Raw genomic sequence first — 22,212 nt, 5'->3', positions numbered from 1 at the left:
TCAGAACAAGTTGACATATCTTCTTTTCATTCTACCTCTTCATCTTGCTCTGTTCAGCTTGAACATCTTCATTCTCCGCATGACGAATCCAGCTATCCGATATGCCTAGCAGCATCGCCGATGTCCGTGGGTACACCAAGGTCAACTCTGCCCACTCTCGGTAACGAGTAGCCAACTTTCGCTCTTGCTCCCCTCCCTCGTTGACGCCCTTACTATAGACGCCGCGTTTATTAAAACACTCGATGGCAAACCCTCGTTCAATATGCTCAGCACCCACCGCGTCGATTACTTGGCACACCGCTGATGGTGGCCAAAATGGCTCATCGACATCTTGCGGTGCGTAAGCGAGAACGTAACCAATGCGCTGATCGCCGATTTCATTGAAACCCTTGTCACCTGCAAGTGTTCGAACATTAACAACCCACTCAGACAGCACTTGAGCATCGATTTTTCCATTATACAGACCTGGCACGGTCTTAAATGCTGAGAGTAAGTCGAATGATACTTCTGCTCGGCCTTTCATCTCGACGGTGGTGACTTGGTCCGGCGGTGCAATCTTGCTTCTAAAAACGTGCGAAAGCACATCGACGAATATCTCGGGATCAGATGCTAAAATTTTGAAAATGGTCAGAGGTTCATTCTCATAACGTAGCAAAGGCAGGTAGGCGTACTCCAGTCTCGCTATTTCCGATTCTGCAATATCGCTTCGAGTTCTCACTTCCTTCAGCGCCTGACCGATGTAGTACGGCAACATATTACCTAATTGTTTACTTCCGCTGCCTACTTGGACTACCCCTTGCTCAAGCATGTCCATCAGTAAACTTGATGGTAAATCTTTGCCGCGTTTATGTAGTAGGCTCAATACGTCAATGTCCCGTCCGACGCCTCGAAACTGCTCAATAGCAAATAATAACTCGTCGAGAGGAGCCTGGAATGGCAGAAAGCCCGCGTTCCGCCAGTAGTGCTCACGCACATTGCCGCCAATGTTTTCTAAAAAGTTCCAAGTCGAAGGTGTAGCCGGCCAACCAAGTAAGAGCTTAGCTTTTACAGCGTCATCTGCTATTTGCCCTAAAACACGTTCCTTGAATGCGTCTTTCCACTGGTCGCCGAATTTGTAGTAGCCAGCGCTTGATACGTAGTAAGAAAGACTTGGCGGTGAAGAGCTGTCGAGTGCTCCTTTCATGAGCTCGAACATTTGGTCAAGCGTGATGTTGAGGTGGCCTAGCTCCTGAGCAAGTAGGTCCGGCAATTTAACCATCCCCGCGAGCCTTAAGATGCCGGACACCCGGTCACGGTCAAGCACTTTCTGAAGAACGACCCTTCGCAGGTCAGTGGAGTCATCGAAGTCGTCTAAGCCTGCTTCGTATTTGCCAACGTGCGGCGTCCAGTCATCAAATACATGACGGTCAGATACGAGGGGATCAACTGGCCGATGTCGTTCGACCACGTCTTGCACAGCAACTAGCTCGTCGTTGTTAAGAGCCCAGTCTGAATTACTAAAGTACTCATTGCGAGCCGCCTCATCCTTGAGTGTGTGCCATACATTGCAGCCTTCGACCGTTTGGTGAGCAGCGAGGTAGCTGTCGATGCAGGCGAGTATCTTCGTCCGATTTGATGGCTGAAGTTGTCCTAATACTTTGACGAAGACATCAATGCGGGTCTCATCATCGCCAGCAACGGCAAGCGCACGATCTATGACAGCAGCCTCAAAGTCCCACACCACGCCAAAGGTAATCTCTTCAGGTTTTTCCGGTGCGAAGTCTCGTAATTTCGGATGCTGCGTCGGAGAGCTGGATTCATGATGACGCGGCAGAAGTTTCTTGAGCAACTGCCACCCAACGTCGGGACACACCTTCAGAATAGCATCAAGGCATGCGATACGCTGGGGTTGCAGTGCGTAGGTGTTTGGTGACCAGCCCAACAGAATATCGCGCAGGCTATTGATCGGCCGGTTAACGTGATTCGAATCCGGCTCAGGATCCAGCTGTGCAAGTTTGGCTAGCACGATTGTGGCACGATTGAGGTATCGTGGATCCCAAGCAATTGTCTCAAGCGCCCAGAGGACACGCACATGAGGACTCCACGAGCCGAAAAGGTGGTCGTGACCGGTTTCGAATATCTGTGAGATCTGCTCAGGGGAGCCCTCGAGCATAGACTCGAGGGCCTTCAAAAAAGGGTTAGGGGCGGCCTCTGCGAGTAGCGCAGTTTGATCGCCGAGACGCAGAATCGAATGATGCGATTTTCCCCAATCCGACAGATCGCTGATTACATCGTCGACGTACTGCTGGGGCGTCTTGCCTTTGACATGTAGCCCCGTAATTGAATGCATGGACGCGATAATGAGTAATGACAACGCAAGTCCATCGCGCAGCCAACTGCTGTAGTCCGCGGCCGCAGCCTTCGCTTGGTTAAATTTTTGGTCTCGCGACGGCTGTTCCGGCTGTTTGCTGAACACCTTAACAATTGCGCAACGTAATCGTGCGAGGTCAGCTTCGGTCAGATGACTGCCATAGAAGAAAAATGCATCCACCGGGGCTCGTACCTGCCAGACGTCAGCTTCTCTGTCCACGGGTCGATCAGGCAAGCTAAGCGTAGGCATCAGCATGCCTTCCAACGTCACGTAGGCCGGGTAGTCTCCCAGTTCCTTCAAAACGGCGCAGTCATTCTCGAGATCGCTTGACCACCCGCCTGCGAGAAATGCTGGCTTAAGTACAGAGGCATGCTGCAGCCAGACCGGGTCAACCGGAGGCTTGTTGTTGATCAGCCGCTTCAAGATGGTCAAGCTGCGCCCGCATCGATGTGCTAGCTCATAACCTTGGCCGTGATCAAGTCCCATCTCCATGAAGCCATCCACCATGCCCGAGGCGGTTGGGCGCTTTAGCATAGCACCACGCTTGGCCAATACACCAGTCGCAGCAGATAGCGTGGGGCATTTTTTTCCGAGCGCCCCAACCAGTGATTCTGCCCCACCCGTTGCGATGTAGACTAGCCCGGTATGCATCTCCAAGAATCGAGCAGCGGCTTGAGTTCGGACAATCAGCGTTCTGGATTCAAGTGATTCGCGAACGACCGGTGCAGCACTTCGAATTGCCGCCACAGCGAAGGCAATCACCTCTTCAGATGTTTCGGCACCAAGCATGAATGAGTCAGCAGGCCCGCAAAGCTTCGCGATCAACTCGTCTGCTTCTCGCTGCCGATCGGCGATAACAAGCTTCTCAGTAAGATGCGGCTTGAATTGTGTGCTGAATTCTTCCCAATATTCGTCGGTGCTCAAGGCGCCCTCCTGCGGAGAGTTCCCGAGAACATCACGAGAGTATCTGGCAGCAATTGCTGGATGGTCTTTCAGCCACTGAACTAGCGAAACTCCGTCAAGGTATTTGACGTCCTTCCATTTGCCTTGCCGACGGCAATCGTCTTCCCACTCTGGAATTTTTTTTCTCGGCGTATTCCACGAGCCGAGGTTGACGAGAACCAGGGTGTTCTCAGCCATCTCGGCAACCGGCGTCTGATTAGTTCTTTTTGCGTAGTCGGCAGTTGCCTTTGCTGCCCCGGGACCAGTGCCAAACTCCCACTTGGACTTGCCAGCTGGCACTAAGCTCTTGGCTTCAGTCGTTTCCAAGTCACCATCCCATCCTCGCAACTGGCTAACCTCGCCACTCGGAAAACGGAATCTGGACGCGTCGTCAATCGTTATGCGGATCAGATCCGCTAACATGGCCATCAGCATGTCACGGGCGTTCATCCGATCAGCCCATGCCTCAAGAGCCCTTTCGTCGATCCATTGCATATTGCTTTCTCCAAACTGCGAGGCAGTCAGCCTATTTAGAAATGATTAATTAATATGCAATTATATCTCAGCGAGAGTGCGGATTGTTACCATAGCGCATTAGCCTAGATTGAGCCTGGATCCGCACCGCTCCAAGCGCGAAACAGATTCAGAATGCCTGGGATTGGCTTCGACTAAAAAGCCCGGTGAGCCGGCGCCGTCGAATGCAAGCTCAATTGCAAATAGCGTGAGCATGGCCCTCCGTCATTTGCAGTTAATTCGAGCCGAGATCGGCGTCGAATGCGAGCACGGTCGGTTTGAAATGCGAGGCGCTACACCTACCAGCGGGTTCGTCGTGATTAGTTGACTAATCACGACTAGATTGCGGAAAAGGGCACTTCGCACCTTTTGGTACCCTAATAGGACAAGTCGCAGTCCGCTCCGGTAGAAGTCACATAATATACAGAACACAACGCCTAACCCACACTATAGACAGAGACCGGCTCCAAAAGAGTTTCCCAATTCAGGGACGTCTCCATATCTGACCAGTGCCCCTCACAAGGGGGCAGCGCAATAAACCCCCACTACAGGATTAACTGCCAGTGACCGTACCTGTCGGGTACATCGCTTTCATTGGCTGGCATCCACTTCGCTTTACCTCCCTTCCTTTGACCACTCTTTTTGACAGCAGTGCGCTGATTTAGCCGCTGGGGATAAATCCCGGTGCTAAACCAGCTAGACGCCTGTTTTAGCCGCCAGGTCCACGCTTGCCTCATGCGCCAGTGCTTGGATTACTGCGCCATTGGCATCGGCCAGAGATTCAACACATGGAAAACCCACCAGAGGAAAGCAAGTCGCTTTTTCAGGATGATGTGTTGAGAGCTTGTACGGACGGCATGTCGTGACAGTAAGTTTGAGAGGCACGCAGCCTACGCAATCGCACTGGTAGTCGCATGTCGCGCCGGCCAAGTAATCAGCCGAGGGCGGAAGGCGAAGAAAGATAAATCCAGTAGCTGTAGTTAGGGTATCGCCCATTTTTTCAACCTTTTGGAGACTAACCTATGAAACAACCAACAAAACCATCCACGTGCGCAATTGCTCTGGCAAATGCGCCCGCCCTGCTGAATTGGTACAAGTTGTTTAAGGATTTGACGGAGCAATTCGTTGCGTCTGAATTTGGCGCGCAGCTGCTTATTGCCGCTGCACTTCATGTCCACCCCATCTACACCTGGGACATTTGGTCTATCCTGGGGAAAAGCCTTTTCGGAGGATGAAGGGTAGTTGTCACTGCACGGGGTTCATTGAACGCGCCGACAGTGGCGGCGAGCGCGCCGGCCTGATCTGCTCGTTGTTCGGGACGGCCAAGTTCAATGGTGTCAATCCTGAGGCCTGGCTACGCCATGTGCTCGCGCGCATCGCTGACCACTGGGCCAACCGGGTCGACGAATTCCTGCCCTGGCATTACGCCGGACGGCTGGCACCTTCCTGAAAACACACCGCTTTCCAAGGTATTGTGCCAACTTTGACGGCCGTTTTGCTATTCGTCTTCGGTCGTAAAAGGAAATGCACCAATAAATATTGGGTCATCCGCAATCTGGCGCGTAACCTTTGTAGGATCATAGTGAAATTCGTACTGCAGAACTACCCAACGCGCTTGGAAAACCTCTTTTTTTTCAGCGGCCTGTAGGACATTGTCCGTAAATGATTTGGAGTAGGAAACATCCTTAAGCAACGCTTGCAACGGCACCTCTTCAAAATCGAGGTTGCTCCATTCTTGATCGCTGAGTCGGTAATATCCGACGCCACAAAGTTCTTGCAATACGTCGATCTCAGATTCAAGCCGTGGTTCCATCTTGCCTGCCCAAACTGACACGAAGCCGTTTCTATCAAAGCCTTGGTCGTAAAAATCGTCATCGTCAGATATATCTGGTTTTGTCATTTTCTCTCAGCGTAAATTTAAAATCGATATTCGATTATGCCCCAAGCAATACAGACGGTATCCTCCCAGGCTCCAGGTGCGCGACCTCGTAGCTGCCTGATCCAACGACGAGATCGGGGCTGGCCTGTCTATCTCCCCCTGCCCTGCAGAGACTTCTGCCGCGCTCTAGCAAAGCAGGCCGTCCTAGCCATAACTGCCGGTGAAGGATGGCATCGCTGGCCGAGGCGATAGCACAGGTCCTGCTTCTGTGCGCTGTAAGGGCATAGCTGCTTTCGTCGAACTCATGCACATGATCCGCAAGGGCCAATTCGCAATGGATCGCACAGTGATGACGCCGTTCGCCGACCAATTTTATGTGCTGGCAGGAATGTCCCGTCCAATTTGAGTGTAGAAGTGCCATGCCGGGATAACTTCGCCCTCTGTTCAACAACGCGACAGAACCCTGAAGAGTGTCTAGCGAACTCGTGGCGAGTCACCTCAGGCTGCCATTGCAAACGGGGACCTAATGCTTGCTTCCGTCATTTATGTATGGCCAAGTTAACGATAGCTGACACTTACCAAGCTGTTTACTCCCGCGCATCGCAGCATAGTGCCAGCGGTCCCATCATTCATCATACGATTCGGCGTCGTTCACGTCATCGGCCGGCATATTGTGCTTTGCTCTCAGGTCTGCTGCATGGGAAGCGGCTAGAGATGCAAACATCTCCAGCTTCTGAATCTTGTTTTTCAATGTTTCACGGGCAAATTCCGCGTCGTCCGAGGAACAGTCGAGGCCACTATCAACGAAGTTGACAATGCGGGCTTCGAGTGTCACATCCGCTTCCGCATCGGTGGCGCTCTTTATCCAAGGCTTCGATTCTTCTGAGGCTTGCTCAGCCGCAATGGCCAAGAAGTACTGCACCAAAATCCGCGCCGCATCGTCGAGTTTTACGGCTAAGTTGAGCATCTTCGCGACATCCTCTTCGACTTCAACGTCTGCGGGCGGCTCGTGCATGAAGCGAAATCGCGGCCCTTTGCTGGCATCAAGTTTGTCAAGCGTCCGCAGGAGTGGCTCCAACTTCTTTAAGGGACGAAGTCCAGCAGGTAGGCTGTACCTCCGCGCCCACAACTGAAAGACCAATTCCGCACAGGAGTTCTGGGCCGTGACTCTGTCCTCAGGAGGCGCCTTTTCAGCGTCGTGGATGCGCTCAGCGAGCACGTGCGCCATCCACTGAGTAGTTTCGTCATCTCCAAGCTTCAGCTGTGCGATAAGCCGCTTGCCGAGTTCAATTACTGCTCTTGAGCGTTCTAGTGATTCCATCTTCTTCAATTAGGTAGTAGCGGTTGTAAGGGGGCACGTATGAGCTGTGGTCATCGTTATCTGAGCCATAGCTAGGAACGCGTCGATGCAGCCTGAGACCAACGACAAGGGAGTACCCAGGATTGGCGGCGAGAAGCTCCTTCAAAAAAGCTCTGTCAGCGCTCAAGCGGGTACCCGGAATTGTTTCCTTTTCGCGACCGTAACCGTTCGACTGGGTCCACGTCTCACTGCGCATAAGCGCACCGCTCCCGGTCACCCACCTACACCCATCATCGACGGAACGTAAGCCCATCGTTGAGATGGTGGCCTCGTTCGGCTCATCTCCGGGAACACGTACGCGCTCACCCCAGGGGTCGTATTCATCAACACCAGAGGATTCGCATCGGTCAGACTTCCACCGACGTAGCCTGAATTGACCGCTCTGGTGCCCGGCCGATGCCGGCTCAGGGGCTTCGCCATCAGACCTCGTGGCCTCATCTTCGTCAAGCGCCACTCGGTCTTCCTCAAATCGGAAGAAGTAACCTCGGGGGTCCGAGGAAGTTTGCGCCGCGCAGAGAAATGCTGCCGCAGAGCGCTTTGGCACCAACGCACTGTTTACGGAAATGGTCTCCACGGACTCATTTATACCGCTTGCCCATTCCCCGGCTACAACCTGCAGTCCCTCGTCGGTCTCCATAAGACTATCGAGATGGTCAGTGGTTATCTGCCAGCGCCAATCTTTGTCGCCGTATTTCTCCGGTGCTGGGGGAATCTTGGTAAATTGAGGGTCGCGTCTGTCCGCCGCCCACTTGCCGTCCTTGCGCGTAAGTAGTTGATATTCAATCCACTCGTCAAATTCATTTTCGCTACTGTAGGTCACCCTGCCGACCGGGTGGGTTTTAAGCAGCCTCGCGGCCGCTATCATCATTGCGTGATACGCACTGTACGCCGCAAGGTCTTCAACGCGGGGCATGCTTCCATGTGAGTGGCTAGTCTGCTCGTGTGCAAACACGCCATGCTTGTAGCGCGCGTCGTGGCTATGCCCAATGGGTAGCCCCCCCATCCGTTCGCGTATGGCTTGGGCGGCGCGTCGGGCAATTCCATTTGGCGAGATACCGAAGACTTGGCCCAGAGGAGTAAGCCAATATGGGCCAATGTCTATCCCAAAGTGGTATTCATCAACTACCTCGTAAGTCTCGTCGCCCGATGCCTTGGGCTCAGTCTCCGGTTCTCGATAGGAAGAATGCTCAACGAGCGGTAACTCACTTGTGTTGATTTTCTCGGGGTCGCCCAGCGTGCTTCCGTCACCCAAGATTTCAGGCAGTTCGCGCAAAGCGGCGGCTGCGAAATGGCGCAGCAGCACGTGCTCTTCCTTGGCTGACGATAGGAGATAATCGCCAAAGAGAAGCACCTTGTCACGGTGCTCAGCCGCACACCGAGCTAGCGCCATGTTGAGCCATAGCCGAGAATGCCATTCGTAAAAGACAAAACGCTTATCAACGAAAGCGCTCGGCCCACTGGCGGCTGCCACTTTCGCCAGCGCAGTCAGTACCGGGAACCAACCAAGCTCGATGGTCGCCCGGACGGCGTGTGCAGCCTGCCAGCGCACAGACGTACTTGGTGAGCCTAAAGCGGCCCAGAGATAACCAGCCACCGCCCACTCGCAGCTACCATTCGGCTTCATGGCATCGCTCCAAGGACCGTCTCCATCTTCAGGACGTATGTCCATCTCGTGAAGTGACAGCCCGAAGTGCAGCGCATCGTCGGCCTCATCGCTCGTCAAAAGGTGAGACAGCGATTCCAGCATCTGAAAGAGCTCTCCTGAGTTAAGCGTCGTGACTTTGACAAGAAATCCTTCAAGCGAAGCTTCAACAATCTGGTCATCGGTCACAATGCCTTCGCTGATGAGCTGCCGGTATGGGAACGAGCTGCCCCACCTCCGCCTCCTAGCCCACTCGGGGCTTCTTTTACATACGGCTAGCGCTACGCCTGCCATCGCCTTGCGCAAAGCGACCGGCTTAGTACTTTGCCTCCCGAGCACATCTAAGAGATGCCTTAATTCATAGTTCCCAAATTCTGGCCACTGCGCGACGGCTAGACAGAACTCGGCGGCGCCGCCCAAGCCACATCGCTGCAGTGCCTCTCCGTAGAACTCATCATTCTTATAAGGCGGGTCAAAGGTTCTAAGTAGCAAGTAGGCAGTGCGCAGCTCCACGGAACTTGTGAAGTCAACTCCGTTGAAGAGGATATTCCAATCAGGGTCGTTACGCTTCTCCGACGTTTTCGGTACGTACTGCCCTGCGGAATTCCCGATATCAGTCGTGGATTCTCTCGCTGCCGCGAGAAGCCTATCAAGGTCGGAGGCCACGAAGTCACAAGCGCGTGCCAGCGTTGAAACTCGCTCAAGTTCGTTCTCCGACGGCGAGCTGACCCTAAGGTAGCGGTAGCCAACGCCAAGCGTTTTACGCTGAACGTCCTTAGCGGACTCGTGTTCGAGAGCTTTCGCTAGATCCTCCGCGCGTGCCCACTCGTCGCCAATCGGGCACAGCGCAATCGGCGCAATCGGTGGTAGCAAGCCGCGCTTAACTAGGCGGTCGATTGCGTTTTTCAACAGTCTGTCTGCATAGCCGACGTTGCGGTCTCTCCACCGGCTGAGAGTTGCTATCGTTGAGGCCGGACACAAATCCAATAATCCATCAATGGTGTGGCTCCAGTCGAAATGTTTGTCTCTTTCGACATATTCGTACGCTAACTCTGCGCCTCGCGCCAGCCTGTAGGCGGACTCGGGTCGGGCTGAGCTGTTCTTACCGCTTGCTTCGGCCAAGCAAAGGAGCGCGCCCCATCGGTCTGAATTCTCCTGCCCAATGCGGCTTGAAATCTCCACCGCTCGCTCGAAATAGGAGCGGGCCTCCGCTTTACTGGCCGGGAAAATGGCGCGCGCGAGAGTTTGGTAGGACTCAACTCTGGACTCAGCATGCTCACGATGATTCTCTATCGCTTCGTAGGCCCGAGTAGACACTTCGAGCGCAAGGCTCTCGAAGTCCTTTTTGCGGGCTGCCAAGCGACAGATAGCCGCCATGGTAGTGGACCCGAAACTGTCTGCCTTCTCATTAAACCACTTCCGAAATGTGTCCAGCAATGTGACGTCCGAAATCGACGCGTCACGCATCGCCCGTAGCCATTCTACTGCAGCGACTTGGTGAAGGTTGGAGACATTGCTGTAACCTCTAGACCAAGCGGCATTCGTCGCACTGAGCGCTTCCTGGGCGGCCGCATTGAAATCTGGCGGAATCTTTCCACAGGCAATCTGCGCACTCAGACGGAACCAAGCCAAGATGCCGCCGGTAGACCTGTCAAACGCTTCGGCTTCGGAGCTTCTGCTGTGGCTCTGCTTCTTCTCCAGCTCCTCCCGGATTTCCTTTGGGGCCAAGTCAATGTGCACGAGTTGCCTCCCCAACAACTCAGCCTCCAGGGTGTACGCCCTCAGTAGCGCAGACCTGTCTGCGGTGTGACGGGCCGCCAGCTCTCTGGGTGGATGTTCTGGCAGGTAGCGGCGTATGACGTTTGCCCATGTCGCGTCATCACGAGGCAGCGCTCGTAGCGCTTGTAGAACAGCGGATGTGACACCGTTAAGCACGCTCCACTTGGCGGTCGCCCCATTCGGGTCATGCAGTTGAATTCGGCGGCTAGCTAGTGCACGCATGAGCGTCTCCACCGGCTTGGTCGGAAGAGAGTGACCACCCTCGCACGCTTCGACTGCCAGTCCCAGCATCAGCCAGATATCTCGCGCGCCGTGTTCCGCCAACTCGTCAAGAAGGTCGTATCGTCCAAGGTCCACAATGCGACGCGCCAGAATGCGGCCGACGGCCATCGAAAGAGTCCTTGGTCTCCACCTCCTAAGAAATCTAGCGGCGTCTTGCGGTCCCTCCGCTAGCAACCTGGCCATCGCCAGTTCGGCCATATCGCTAGTTTCGACGCGCTCGTTCGCTTTCTCGCGTGCTTCATGCGGCATGCGTGCCCACGAATAAAGCCAATCTATTGCCATCCTTAAGCGGCTTCGTGCTTCAGAAAGGAATTCCACACGCCCCGCCAGCAATCCGGCTTCATAGGCGTGATGAGCGCCTGTCCAAGTTCCTCGGAATGCGCGCCGAGACACCAGTTCGTCGATACGGTCTGAAGAAAGAAGCGCAGACGCGATGTCAGTGTTTCCCTGTATTAGGTCATTCTGGCGCGCGACCCCGGCGAGTTCACCCGCGACCTTGAGTGCGAGTTTTGCTGCTGAAGCGTAGCGCTTCTCTTGTAGGCAAGCCTTCAGCGCAAAGGTCAAGCGCTGTACCTCTACATCACGACGTTCGAGCGGGTTCGATGTGGGTAGGCCTTCAGAAGAGAGAGCCAATTCGACCAGCTCATCCATTCGCCCCGCTGCCAGAAGCAATTGAGGAATCGCCGATGCAACATAGGAGCTATTGGCTGTTAAAGGCTTTAATCGATGCAAGAACGTCGCCAGCTTTTCCTTGTCAGGCTGAAAGTTCTGCCGGAACCATGTCTCTGAAGGCTCATCTAGAAAGTGAAGGCTTCCACCTTTCACCAGCAGCGGTCGCCCCAAGTCAAAGGCGAAGCTTCGTACTGCGCTTTCAGTGGTGCCTGAAATCTCAGCAAGAACTGCAATTGGAACCAATGGCCGCAGCACGGCTAGGCCTTGGCAGATTAGTTCAATTTGCTCAGCTTCGACATGGCTATCTCGAAACTTTAGCTTCTCGACCGCTTCCGCCAGCAGGTCGGCGATAGCCCGCTCAACTGTCGAGGGTGAAGGCCCTAACGCCTTCAACATGTCCTCTAATGACAGCTTACGGCTCAGTGCCACCGCCTGAACTCGCGGGTTGGAACTGCTTAAAAAACCGAAATCGGCGACATCGCTATCAGTCGCGTCTGGATAGTATATCTTTAGGTGTCTAGCTGTCTCCTCACGGCTGAACGGGCGAAGTTCAACGTGAATCGCGTCAGGAGGTGCTTGCAAATAGTTACGCCGATGGGTTCGGCAACTGAACACAAGCTTCACACCATCCGGCATCGCCGTGCGAATGAGGTCGGGCACGAATGCCGCATCGTCAAACTCTCTAGCTGCCATAACCGCGTTGTCCGCAGCATCGACAATCAAAAAGAGATTGGCAAGGGGAGTTTTGGCCCGAAGCAGACTGACTGCCTGAGCCAGTCTTGCCACAAATGCGCGCATGTACTGCTTGCTATCCGTTCCGCGAACTGGAATCAACGGATGGCACAACCCCTGAGCGGCAAGCTCGTTTGCTATTTGCGGAAGCGCGTCCTTTTCTCGGTGTCGGTAGTGTTGTGCGCTTCTATAAAGCCCATCGCCAAAGCAATCGTAAAGCACCGCGACGGAACCTTCGGGGACCGACTTGGAAAGCTGCCACACAAAAATTGATTTCCCGATGCCACCTTCTGCATGCAGGACGACAGGGTGAGTCGCGGACTCCAGAATCGCGCGAATCTCTCGCTCTTGCTCCCGCGGAAGTGCGCCATCAGTAGGACCTGCAATCAAACACCGTGCTGGCCAAAGGTCCGCCTCATCAGTCCCGAGCGCACGAAGTACATCCAGGCGACGGATAGATGGGTTCGAAGCTTGCTCAGTTGTAGCTTTCTTCGTCACCAACTCCTTGAGCTGAAGCGGCGCTTCCGAGCCAGTCTCGCACAGATATGTTCTTACGTCTTTGAATAGTAGATTACGCTGATTCCAGAGGTCGGGCTCGCCCGCTTCAACTGAGAAGAGCTTGAAAAAATTTGCCGTCTCACTATCTGGCCCTTTTATATACCCCAGCAGCGTCGTCACGACTGAAGGGTGTCGCGCAGTATTGCCCGCTGCGAGGTCCTCGAGCGATTCAATCACTTTCTTATCGATGGGACGGTTGGTCGTGAAGGTGAAGCACAAGGTGTCCTTGAGTTCATCCCACCTGAACGTCTCACGCAGCTTCGCAAACCGCTCTGAAAAGCCCTTAAGCGTGTTGCTCAGCCCGCTAGCAGTCCAAGGTTCATGCGCACGCTTCGTTGAGTGCTTCAACTGTACATAGCGAACGAGGCGTGCCTCCTTAAACCTCTCGCTGCCAAAGTAGAACCCCACATCGATAAGTTCATCACCTTCGTTGACCGAGCCAGGCCCCTCGATGGCCGATGCACCTTCAATGGAAATGGCAACCAAGTCACTAACGCCAGGCAGAAGAGAGAGGCAGTGGCGGGCAGCCCAGTGGTAGTGGAACTGGTCGCCATCTCTGCTCGCTCGCACCAATTCAGCGTCGGTGGTCGCAGCGCTAGAGGTAGTAGTTTTCGAGTTCATGAGGACAGACAGGTTGACTTCGAAGTATCGCGACGGCGTACCCCCGCCTTCCAACTATTCGGTCGGGCCAATAATAAGTACGTTCGCAAAACTTGCATGAAATGGATTCACAACACTAGCGAGCTATGCTTTGCGCTGACTATAGGGCATAACTGTCGCCAAGTCCAACATGGCGCGTTCCGTTGTTGACATTCGAATTGTCGGCCTAATCTCATTCGAAAAACGTTCAACTTCCACGTTGAAAGCACAACAAAAGACTGGAAACCCAGCGACCAGCACGCCTTCGATAAAGTCTGCGCCGCCATGGGCATCAAACACCGTCTGGCGTCGCCACCGCATCCGCAAACGAATGGCATGGTCGAACGATTCAACGGACGTATCAGCGAGCTTTTGCAGCAAACCCGATTCGGCAGTCGAACTGGTCTGGAGTCGACCTTGCGCAACTATTTGAAGCTTCACAACCACCACATTCCACAACGGGCTATCGGTGTCAAAACACCCATCCAGGCGCTCAAAGAATGGCAGCAAAAGAAGCCGAACCTATTCGTAAAGCGAATTTATGATCAAACGGACCTGGACAACTACCAAACACTGGCTCAGTGATTTGAGCAGTGTTTTGCGCTGATCGCTTGAATTCGCACCCCAAAGCAGAAATTCGGACCATGTCTGCATTCCGTTTATCTTCGCTTCTCAACTTATCGACTTGGAAGAATACACGTTGGCGAAACCGGTACGCATACGCTGCTTTCTTCGCAAGCGATGACCGTCTTGCTTCTGCGCGCCTTTCTAGCGGGTGCTGGACGGCCGGAATAGCTCAGTGTACGATACTGTTGCAACAAGAAAAGCATGAGGTTTTCCCTTGCGACAATATTCGTTTTCGAACACGAGCGTCGCAATGCCGCGATGGCCCCGAATACAGCTTTCTAAATTAAAAAAGAATAACGATGTAGCTATAGTGGCCCCCAACAGTGAATGATTAGAGAGGATAAATTCCGCCGAATTTCAAGCTGTGAAGTTGCGGGTAACTATTGTTTTTCAGCTAGCTAAAATAACCCTATGAAGATTTATACATCAGATGACACGCAGCGGAACGAGGACATTTATGCAGTCCTTATAAAGGACTCGTGGGACGATTATGGCGTCCAGGCAGCCTTTGATTTTTACCTTTTTATCAAAGGAAAAAAACGCCATATCGGCGAAGTAAAAATTATTGCCGAAAACAAAACTTCTGGGAGAGTGGCAATTAAAGATGGAATATCTTTACTCCCTACTACATTCTGTTCTCTTGGGCAAAGCCCGGATTATTATAATGCATTGCGTCGTCTAGGATCGAAAATAGAAAACCAAGTTTTGACGGCTTTTCGAGACTGCGCATACGATCCACAGATCTACGAAGATTTCAAAGATTTAACGTATTTCACGACTTCGCTAATAAGATTCACTCGCGCCGAACAAGCTTTACAATATGCGCGGAACCTTTATTCTTCAGTTGCAGGGCCAGCTCAAAAAGCATCATATTCCTTTGATTTTAAAACAAAATTGCCGGGATTTAAAGCAGTTCACACTATTAGTTTTGAGTTCTTTGACCCTACGTCGTTTAAGATTCCGTCAAACATAAATGTCGTAATCGGCAGAAACGGCACCGGGAAAACTCAGATATTAAGCGACTTAGCGAAAGCAATATCAGGGTATGGATACGATGATCAAGACGAGTTAATCGACGCTCGTACTAAAAAATTTCCGACGGGTCGGCCCAACTTTGGAAACACAATCGTTGTCTCGTATTCAGCATTCGACATGTTTGAAATCCCCGGAAAAACCAGGAAAGAAATTAATGAGCTAGAAAAAGAGGGGCATATCTTTGGCTACAAATACTGTGGGCTACGCGAACGAACGAGAAAAGGAGAGTATAAGATCAAAAGCTCCGAAGAAGTCGCAAGCGAGTTTATGGAGGCCATTGATTCCATTGAGGATCGAGGCGCCAAAAAAGATTGGGAAAACTGTCTGGAGCATATTCTCTCAGATCCGTCATTTTCCTCTGTGAATCTGGACACACTGAGATCGCAGTTTCGCAAGCTGAGCTCAGGTCAAAAAATCATTCTCTCAATCCTCGCAAAAATCGTTGAGCACATAGAACCAACATCTATTGTAATCATTGATGAGCCGGAAACGCATCTTCACCCATCTTTAATGGCCGCCTTTATGCATGCACTGAGGACCGTACTTACCAAATACGATTCGTATGCAATCGTTGCAACGCATTCGCCGGTTATACTGCAAGAGACGCCGTCTAGATTTGTTCAAGTGCTTTCGGGAACGCCAAACCGCCCCGTTGTCAAGAGCCTAAGTCTTGAGTCATTTGGGGAGGAAATCTCAACTTTAACTGAAGAGGTGTTTGGTCTATCATTCGAAGAGGCCAACTTCTATACAGTATTAAGAAATCTTTCAAGTGACGGAATGTCGAATGAAGAGATCAATATCCTATTCGGAAAGAAACTCGGCCTTACAGCTCGTTCATTCTTGATCGAATCGACGGAATAATCGGAGCTGGAATGCGAAATTTACCTGTTCCGGGCATGGACGCTCTTGCGCTTTTCGACAAAATAACAGGCGAGAAACGAGGTGAAGTATCGGCACGTTTAGGAAGGCTACGTCGGCGTATATCATCCGCTTACGCATCGTACCAGGCAAATACTGATGCGCTACAGACAATCGCATCGGCGGGAATTAAGGGCGTCCGGGAAAAAGCTCTATTGCATGCCTACAATTCTCCGACAGCCACGATGCGTTCGATTCGTGATAATCTTATTTACCCTAATATTGAAGACTTTGACGAATGCCCTTATTGTGGAATAAATGACCCTAAAACGTTGGACCACTACTTACCAAAAGAAACGTATCCAGAGTTTGCGGTCCACCCTCTTAATTTAATCCCAATTTGCCATATTTGCAACTCACATTACAAGCGATCGCAATTCCTTGATGGCGGTGCACGACTCTTCATGCACTCATACTTTGACACATTTCCGGCTTTTGATTTCATTCAACTTCAAGTAATTGTAAATCGAGAAGTCATCCTTAGTTTCACTAACAGCAGCGATCCAGCCAACCCAGATTTCTCAATTTTGTTCGGTAGGCATTTCAGAAAACTCGGTCTTAATGAGAGATTTGTGCAAAAATCAGCCGCAGAAATAAGTCGCAAGCGACCAGCTCTTAGAAGATTTTATCGAAATGGAGGTGCCGCTGAGGTTGCACAAGTGTTGCAACAAGAGGCGAATGACTTTCGAGTAACACTTTCAGGAAACCATTGGAAAGTTGCGCTGTATTCGAGCCTAGCTGGGTCACAAGATTTTTGTGATGGGGGCTTTCTTAGAACAGTGAAAATACGCTAGATTTCCGCAACGATGTATCGGTGAATTCTTCTAAGTGTCGCGGAAATCGGACACGAAAGCTTGAGAACGCCTAGCAAAGACGCTGAATGCATCTCCAGCAAATGAGTATGCAGGCAAGCGAGAGAAGCGCCTGGTGGATATCGGCACGGCGTTCGTAGCGGATGCGTAATCGGCGGAAGCGGTGCAACCAGGCCAGCGTGCGTTCGACCCGCCCATCGCTATTGCCCCAGGCGCTCGCGCGATTCAATGCCGTGGTGGGCTATGCGTGGAGCGATGCCACGGCAGTGCAACCAGACCCGATGGGCACGCGAAGCATAGGCCTTGTCCGCATGCAGTTTGGCCGGACGGTTGCGTGGACGGCCGGCAAGCCCTGCTACTGAAGGGGCGGCCTCAAGCAGGGGAATGAGCATGCGGGAATCATGTACCTGAGCCCCTGATATGCTCGCCACCAGAGGCAGTCCGCGTTGATCGACGAGCAAATGGTGCTTGCAACCGAGCTTGCCGCGGTCGGTCGGATTGGGGGCTCTGGACGACGTTCTGTTAGACGCTCTAAACTAGCAGGTTAAGTCATGGCTATTCAATTTTGTCCGCCAGAAATCGAAGTCTTGGGATAGTGACAAGCGATGTCCTCCGGCGGGTGTGATCTGGTCGCTATTTCACTAACCCAGCCAAAGCCTTGAGCAAGGGCTGAGCCACGCAAATCGCGAAACTCCCCTACTTATCCTAGGGTTGCCCCTCCAACGTAACCAATCATGTTGTCTGTCAGGCACGTACGAGCTATTGCATGGATGAAGCCCGGCGAGCGGCACAGCGTCGCAAGTTCGGAGAACGCTTCGCCTTCAGTCCGAGGCTGGTACACAGCCCCAAAAGCATCGATAGGATCGGCGACTGTGCGGGCCCGGGATTTTTCTCTCTTGCTCACTGCGGATTCCTTATTTATGGCCTAAACGGTGCAAAGTCTATCTTGAAAAAATAACAAATAGCATCAAGATGATACTCTTGGCAACAAACTATTTTGTCAAGGACCTGCTCGAATTCGTAGCGGGCTTCATAATCCAACTTGCAATTTGGAGACAACCGTGTCGCAACAAGAAAATCTTCCAGAGGTCAGCGAGTCCCAAAGGATCGGCATGCTAGCTAAGAAATGCTTCGTCGCGAACATGCCGACTGATTGGGCCGAAACTGAGTTGGCTGGAACGGAGGATTTTGGCTTCGACTATCAGATTCAAGATCTTCGCGCTGGATGTGCACGCAATATTTTTAGGGCCCAGCTAAAAGGAACCCTGCATCCGAAACTCAATGCAAGCGGTGAGTACTACTCGATCTCCCTAGCAACCAGCACGATCAACCTCTACAGAAAAACCAACGAGCCTGTGATTTTGATCCTCGCCGATCTCACCGTCTCCCCCGAAGTCCCCAAGAATTGTCTTCTCTATTACGTCTGGATACATGAAGAGTTGTTTCGAGTTAGCCTGGACAAGGACAGCGTGACCCTACGTGTTCCCGTAGCAAATCAGCTTACCAATTCGAGCAATCTGTCCAGCGAAGTGGAGCGCATGCTCAAGCTTGGCCGAGTCGGGCAAGCACTAGATGTTTCGATGGAGGAGAAGCGCCCCGATCTGAGCAACGACGAGCGGGCTATCTTAATTGAAAACATTCCAGCACATTTCGCCGAGCGCGGTAGCAGTTTTTTTGAGGTGATGACTGAAAGTCCTGAGGAGTCATGGCCGAGCCCGAAGGCTGGAACAATGCCATGGCATTTCAAGGAGGCGGATCATCACCTGAAAGACGGAGATGCGGCCGGTGCGAGTTCGGCGCTTGACGCCGCCGAAAAGATGCTGCCAACCGCGTTGCCTCTAGAGCAGTCAGACTACTGGCACTTGCGTGGACAACTCTTCCAATTGAAAGGCGACGAAGAATCGGCTCACAGCGCCTATGCCAAGTCAATTGAACAGAACGGCTCACCGAGACATATAGTCTCTTGGGCAGAAAGCGAAATTCGACTGAGCTACAAAGAGGATGAAGCTCCCGACGCTCCAGCAGACTTTTCACACGTCTTGCAGAGGTTGACAGATACAAGCCCAACGACGCTTGGTATGCGCGCGCGTGTCCTCGCCGCCGAGAGAAAGTTTGCCGAAGCCATGGAATGCGCGAACTCTTTCCATGGCGTCGAAAGCTCGATGGCGAAGGCCATCATTAATTGCATGCAGAGCAACTTCGAGCAGACGCTCGACGTGTGCGAACAAGGCATTCAACAAAGTGGGACCATCAAATATGGCCGACAGCTTTTTTTGATGCTGCGCGCCAGGGCTCGGTTCAGCTTGGCCCTCAATTTGGTTTCCAGCGACTATGACATCCAACTACCTCCCTCAGGACCAGCAAAGGCCAATGTTGATCTACTCGCACAGGTTTGGGAAGACATCCAGACTACGGTCAAAGAATTTCAGCGTGTCGGGTGGCCTCCAAACATCGACTATTTAGCAGACATTTGGAGTTCATCCGCCATCATGCTTGGCAAACAAAAAGAGGCATTACCACTCATTAAAAGCGCGAGCAGCGCGAGACCTCATTTGACTAGTCTTCAAAGAGCACTTGAGGTGGTCGCCGTTCATTGCGGAGACCTAAAATTGGCATTGGAAGCAAATGAGCGGCTGCCTTTCGACGACCTCGTCTCAAGCCATCGCGTCACTTTGCTTCACAATTTGAAACGCGACGAAGAGTGCGTAGCACTCTTCGAGCAGCTACATCCTCGTATGAATATGGATTTGCCATCATTTGGAGAAGCCGCTGCGATGGCCTCCCTCTCAGCCTACCGCATCGTCAAAATCAGTCAGCGAGATGAATGGATTTCAATCCTAAACAGTCGCGAGAATTTGCAACCATACGCCGCACTTGCCGAGTATTTTTCAGCTGTGGAGGACAATTCCTTGGCAAGCGAGGAGGCATCCGGAATACTATGGGAAAGATATGAAGAGCTCGGCCAGCCGATAGCGATAGCGCAACAGCTCACTGCGATTCTCAATCCAACGTCTCAGGCGGAGGCACAAAAATGCAAAGAAGTGGCCAGCCGGCTGAAATCAGCATCGCTGATCAATCTTCGCATGGCCCTATTGCTCGCTCGGGCCTTCACAACTTTAGGCGAATGGCAAGAACTCCACGATCTCTGCGCTGATGCCCAGCGACGGTTTTCAGAAAACTCGCGCTTGGCCGCATTTAAAGCTCTTGCTCTTGAAAAACTAGGGCACACGTCCATGGCATTGGACGCTTTGAAGGCACTAATTGCCCAAGGCATTTCCGATCCTTTGGCCATTAACACTTACATCAACATCGTCGTCCGTTGCGGCTTTTGGCAAGAGGCCGTGGCGACCGTGTCTTCCATTCTGTCGACTGCGGAAAGAAAGGAACAAAAGCTCGACAGCTTGCGTCTGCTGTTCAATCTTATCCACATGGCAGATCCTTCCGATCCCCGCTCCTTCGACTTTGCCATCAGATATGGGACTCTTTGCGATCAAGAGGATGAGGTCGAAGAAGGCATGTTTTTGGCTATGATTCTCAGGGCCAGATTGGTGAGGCCACAACAGCCTGAAAAAACAGACGACGAACAGTTGAACATGCGATATGACCACTTCTTTGAGCGATTTCCAAAGTCGAACATCATTCGCAGGGGCGAGCTTTCCAAGAACGCCACTGGGGAAGAGGTTATGCAGGCGATCAAGAATTTCCTGGGATATGACCTGTTCAACCAAGATCGCATCAACCAGCAAACGAAGCTCGCGCGCGAGCTGCAACGCGGAGAGATACCGATTCCTTACGCTTGGCGTCCCCAGCACATCCTAGGAAGTATCAGCGACCTCCCATCGCTCTGGGAAATTGGAAAACGCTCAAAGCACGAGGAGCGACAATATCAGCTCGTCATGGCTCAGCCTGAATGGAAAGCCGTTCCTATAACGGACATGCAAAAAAGAATACCGTTGCTCGACTTCACGGCTCTCCTCGTCACTCATAACCTGGGCCTGTTCGAGCATCTGTTTGAAATTTTTCCAAAGATCGCGATTTCCCAAGCGACTATCCACGAAATCTCAAAGCTAGCAACTCAACTTGCCGGCGGAGTCTCGCAGGAGAAGTGCGCTACGTTGCTTCAAGTTCTGCGGGCGAATTTTGAGAGAATCCAGCAGCCGCATGCCGTCAAGCTCGCTGAAAAGCACTATCCGCATTGGGCATCGGAAGAAGTCAAGGCGATAGTACAGAAGGAGGAATTTCAGCTCTACTCCGACGACCTATTCTTTCGCATCTATTGCAGCGAAGGTCGTCCCGAGGTAGCGGAGCTCTGCACTTTAGACATCATTAGCGCCCTCGTCGATTCGGGGGCGCTTGAGATAAGCGATGCGGCACGGAAAATTGCGATGCTATTCACTTGGAAGGTCGGGGTGTGCATCGAGCCAAGGTTTATCGCGTATGCCCTCCCTGCATCGTTAGATCAAGTCAGCTCGCCGACCGAAGCCTCTAAAGTCCTGCGCACTGACTCCAACGCGATGGCCGTGCTCAATGGCATTTGGGACCCGTCGAGATCGTTTCAAGAAAGCCTGACGGCTGCTACCCTGCTGTTGTCGCACATTATTCAAAACTCAGATACTTCATTGAATAAAATGGCGGCGGCAATGGATATCTGGTGCGCGAAGTCCAAGCTACGAGCTGAGTGTGTAAGCTCCATCGAAAACATTGCCTTAGTGGTGGCCTTGACGGCAATGCAGTTGGCTGAAAACAGTTTGAGTTTTTCCATGCAGCTTCGGAGAGTCTACTTTGCACTCGTCGAAATGGAACACGGGGACAAGATGGACGAAGGCAAAGAGAAGGACGCAACAATTTCCTTAGGATACATAAGTTCGGAAATGGATTTGATAAATCGTTTAGAGGGAAGCAAACGGCTTCGGATCAGAATAGGTTCCGCATTCACCCCAGAAACCAGCGAAGAGGCAGCATTTGTCCGCGGATACTCACAAGCAGCGCAAGACGCAGCATTAAGGGCAGTTAGAGAACGTTAATGCTTTGGCCTTACTCTGATTTGAATCGCTACGAATTCACTAGACACTCGCAAGTAGTTTGAAATGCGGATTTTTGTGGGATTGGGAGCAGCTTGTTGTTGAAACGGTGGCGCACGCGCCGTTCCCGTCCCACTGCCGCCTAAACCGGACACGCCTGGCTGGTGTGGTACGGTGGCGTGGCCAGTAACATGCCGCCATTCCATCTGGTACACGAATTGCCGCCTGAACTCGCTCCACCTCTGATCGAGAATGGCACGGTGCAGCCCCGACTTTTGGCGCACCTTCTTGCCCGGTTGCCCGCATGAACCAACTGAGGAACCTGGTGCCGCCTACATCGCGGCCAGGTGCTGCGTTGCTAGTCGACCTTGCAGCGGCGCCGGCAGATGGTCGATCAGGTCCACGGCGCCGGCGTGGCCGGCTGTTGACTATTACCCTGAGACTGCTTCGG

The 22,212-nt window shown here is 52.4% G+C and carries 8 protein-coding genes and 4 pseudogenes; 6 read left to right on the top strand and 6 right to left on the bottom strand.

Annotation, left to right across the window (positions count from 1 at the left end; all coding sequences use genetic code 11):
• Nucleotides 1-31 precede the first annotated feature (31 nt).
• A complete protein-coding gene (locus tag KO539_RS16875; RefSeq protein ID WP_219310632.1) occupies nucleotides 32-3,787 on the bottom strand; it encodes a hypothetical protein in 3,756 nt (1,251 codons plus the stop codon).
• A 1,040-nt stretch (nucleotides 3,788-4,827) separates the two neighbouring features.
• Here KO539_RS16875 and KO539_RS16870 point away from each other — a divergent pair.
• A complete protein-coding gene (locus KO539_RS16870) occupies nucleotides 4,828-5,040 on the top strand; it encodes a hypothetical protein (protein WP_219310631.1) in 213 nt (70 codons plus the stop codon).
• A 35-nt stretch (nucleotides 5,041-5,075) separates the two neighbouring features.
• A pseudogene (locus KO539_RS16865) lies at nucleotides 5,076-5,255 on the top strand (transposase domain-containing protein); the annotation flags it as partial.
• 48 nt (nucleotides 5,256-5,303) lie between these two features.
• Here KO539_RS16865 and KO539_RS16860 read toward each other — a convergent pair.
• The 3 genes from KO539_RS16860 to avs3a form a co-directional block, all read right to left on the bottom strand.
• The gene (locus tag KO539_RS16860; protein WP_219310630.1) at nucleotides 5,304-5,705 is read right to left on the bottom strand and encodes an immunity 22 family protein; all 402 of its coding nucleotides are present in this window, start codon (nucleotides 5,703-5,705) and stop codon (nucleotides 5,304-5,306) included.
• 604 nt (nucleotides 5,706-6,309) lie between these two features.
• Entirely contained in the window at nucleotides 6,310-7,005 is a 696-nt protein-coding gene (gene avs3b / locus KO539_RS16855; RefSeq protein ID WP_219310629.1) for an AVAST type 3 anti-phage proein Avs3b, read from the bottom strand.
• A complete protein-coding gene (avs3a, locus tag KO539_RS16850; RefSeq protein ID WP_219310628.1) occupies nucleotides 6,971-13,330 on the bottom strand; it encodes an AVAST type 3 anti-phage nuclease/ATPase Avs3a in 6,360 nt (2,119 codons plus the stop codon). The genes avs3b and avs3a overlap by 35 nt, the downstream gene beginning before the upstream one ends.
• A 252-nt stretch (nucleotides 13,331-13,582) precedes the next feature.
• On the opposite strand from avs3a, the pseudogene KO539_RS16845 reads away from it, so the two are divergent.
• The 3 genes and pseudogenes from KO539_RS16845 to KO539_RS16835 form a co-directional block, all read left to right on the top strand.
• A pseudogene (locus KO539_RS16845) lies at nucleotides 13,583-13,933 on the top strand (integrase core domain-containing protein); the annotation flags it as partial.
• Between the two features lie 453 nt (nucleotides 13,934-14,386).
• On the top strand, nucleotides 14,387-15,871 hold the full coding sequence (locus tag KO539_RS16840; protein ID WP_219310627.1) for an AAA family ATPase: 1,485 nt from the start codon (nucleotides 14,387-14,389) through the stop codon (nucleotides 15,869-15,871).
• A gap of 11 nt (nucleotides 15,872-15,882) precedes the next feature.
• Nucleotides 15,883-16,722: an HNH endonuclease gene (locus KO539_RS16835; RefSeq protein ID WP_219310626.1), complete on the top strand. Its 840-nt coding sequence runs from the start codon at nucleotides 15,883-15,885 to the stop codon at nucleotides 16,720-16,722.
• Nucleotides 16,723-16,792: 70 nt separating this feature from the next.
• Here KO539_RS16835 and KO539_RS30235 read toward each other — a convergent pair.
• Nucleotides 16,793-17,243 (bottom strand): annotated as a pseudogene (locus tag KO539_RS30235) (IS5 family transposase); the annotation flags it as partial.
• A gap of 558 nt (nucleotides 17,244-17,801) precedes the next feature.
• On the opposite strand from KO539_RS30235, the gene KO539_RS16820 reads away from it, so the two are divergent.
• A complete protein-coding gene (locus KO539_RS16820) occupies nucleotides 17,802-21,764 on the top strand; it encodes a DUF4365 domain-containing protein (protein WP_219310624.1) in 3,963 nt (1,320 codons plus the stop codon).
• Nucleotides 21,765-21,909: 145 nt separating this feature from the next.
• On the opposite strand, the pseudogene KO539_RS30715 reads toward KO539_RS16820, so the two are convergent.
• Nucleotides 21,910-22,081: pseudogene (locus tag KO539_RS30715) on the bottom strand (RNA-guided endonuclease TnpB family protein); the annotation flags it as partial.
• Between the last annotated feature and the right edge of the window lie 131 nt (nucleotides 22,082-22,212).

Source organism: Janthinobacterium sp. NKUCC06_STL (genome assembly GCF_019345455.1).
Lineage (GTDB): Bacteria > Pseudomonadota > Gammaproteobacteria > Burkholderiales > Burkholderiaceae_D > Janthinobacterium > Janthinobacterium rivuli.
This window is presented reverse-complemented; position numbering and strand designations above follow the sequence as displayed.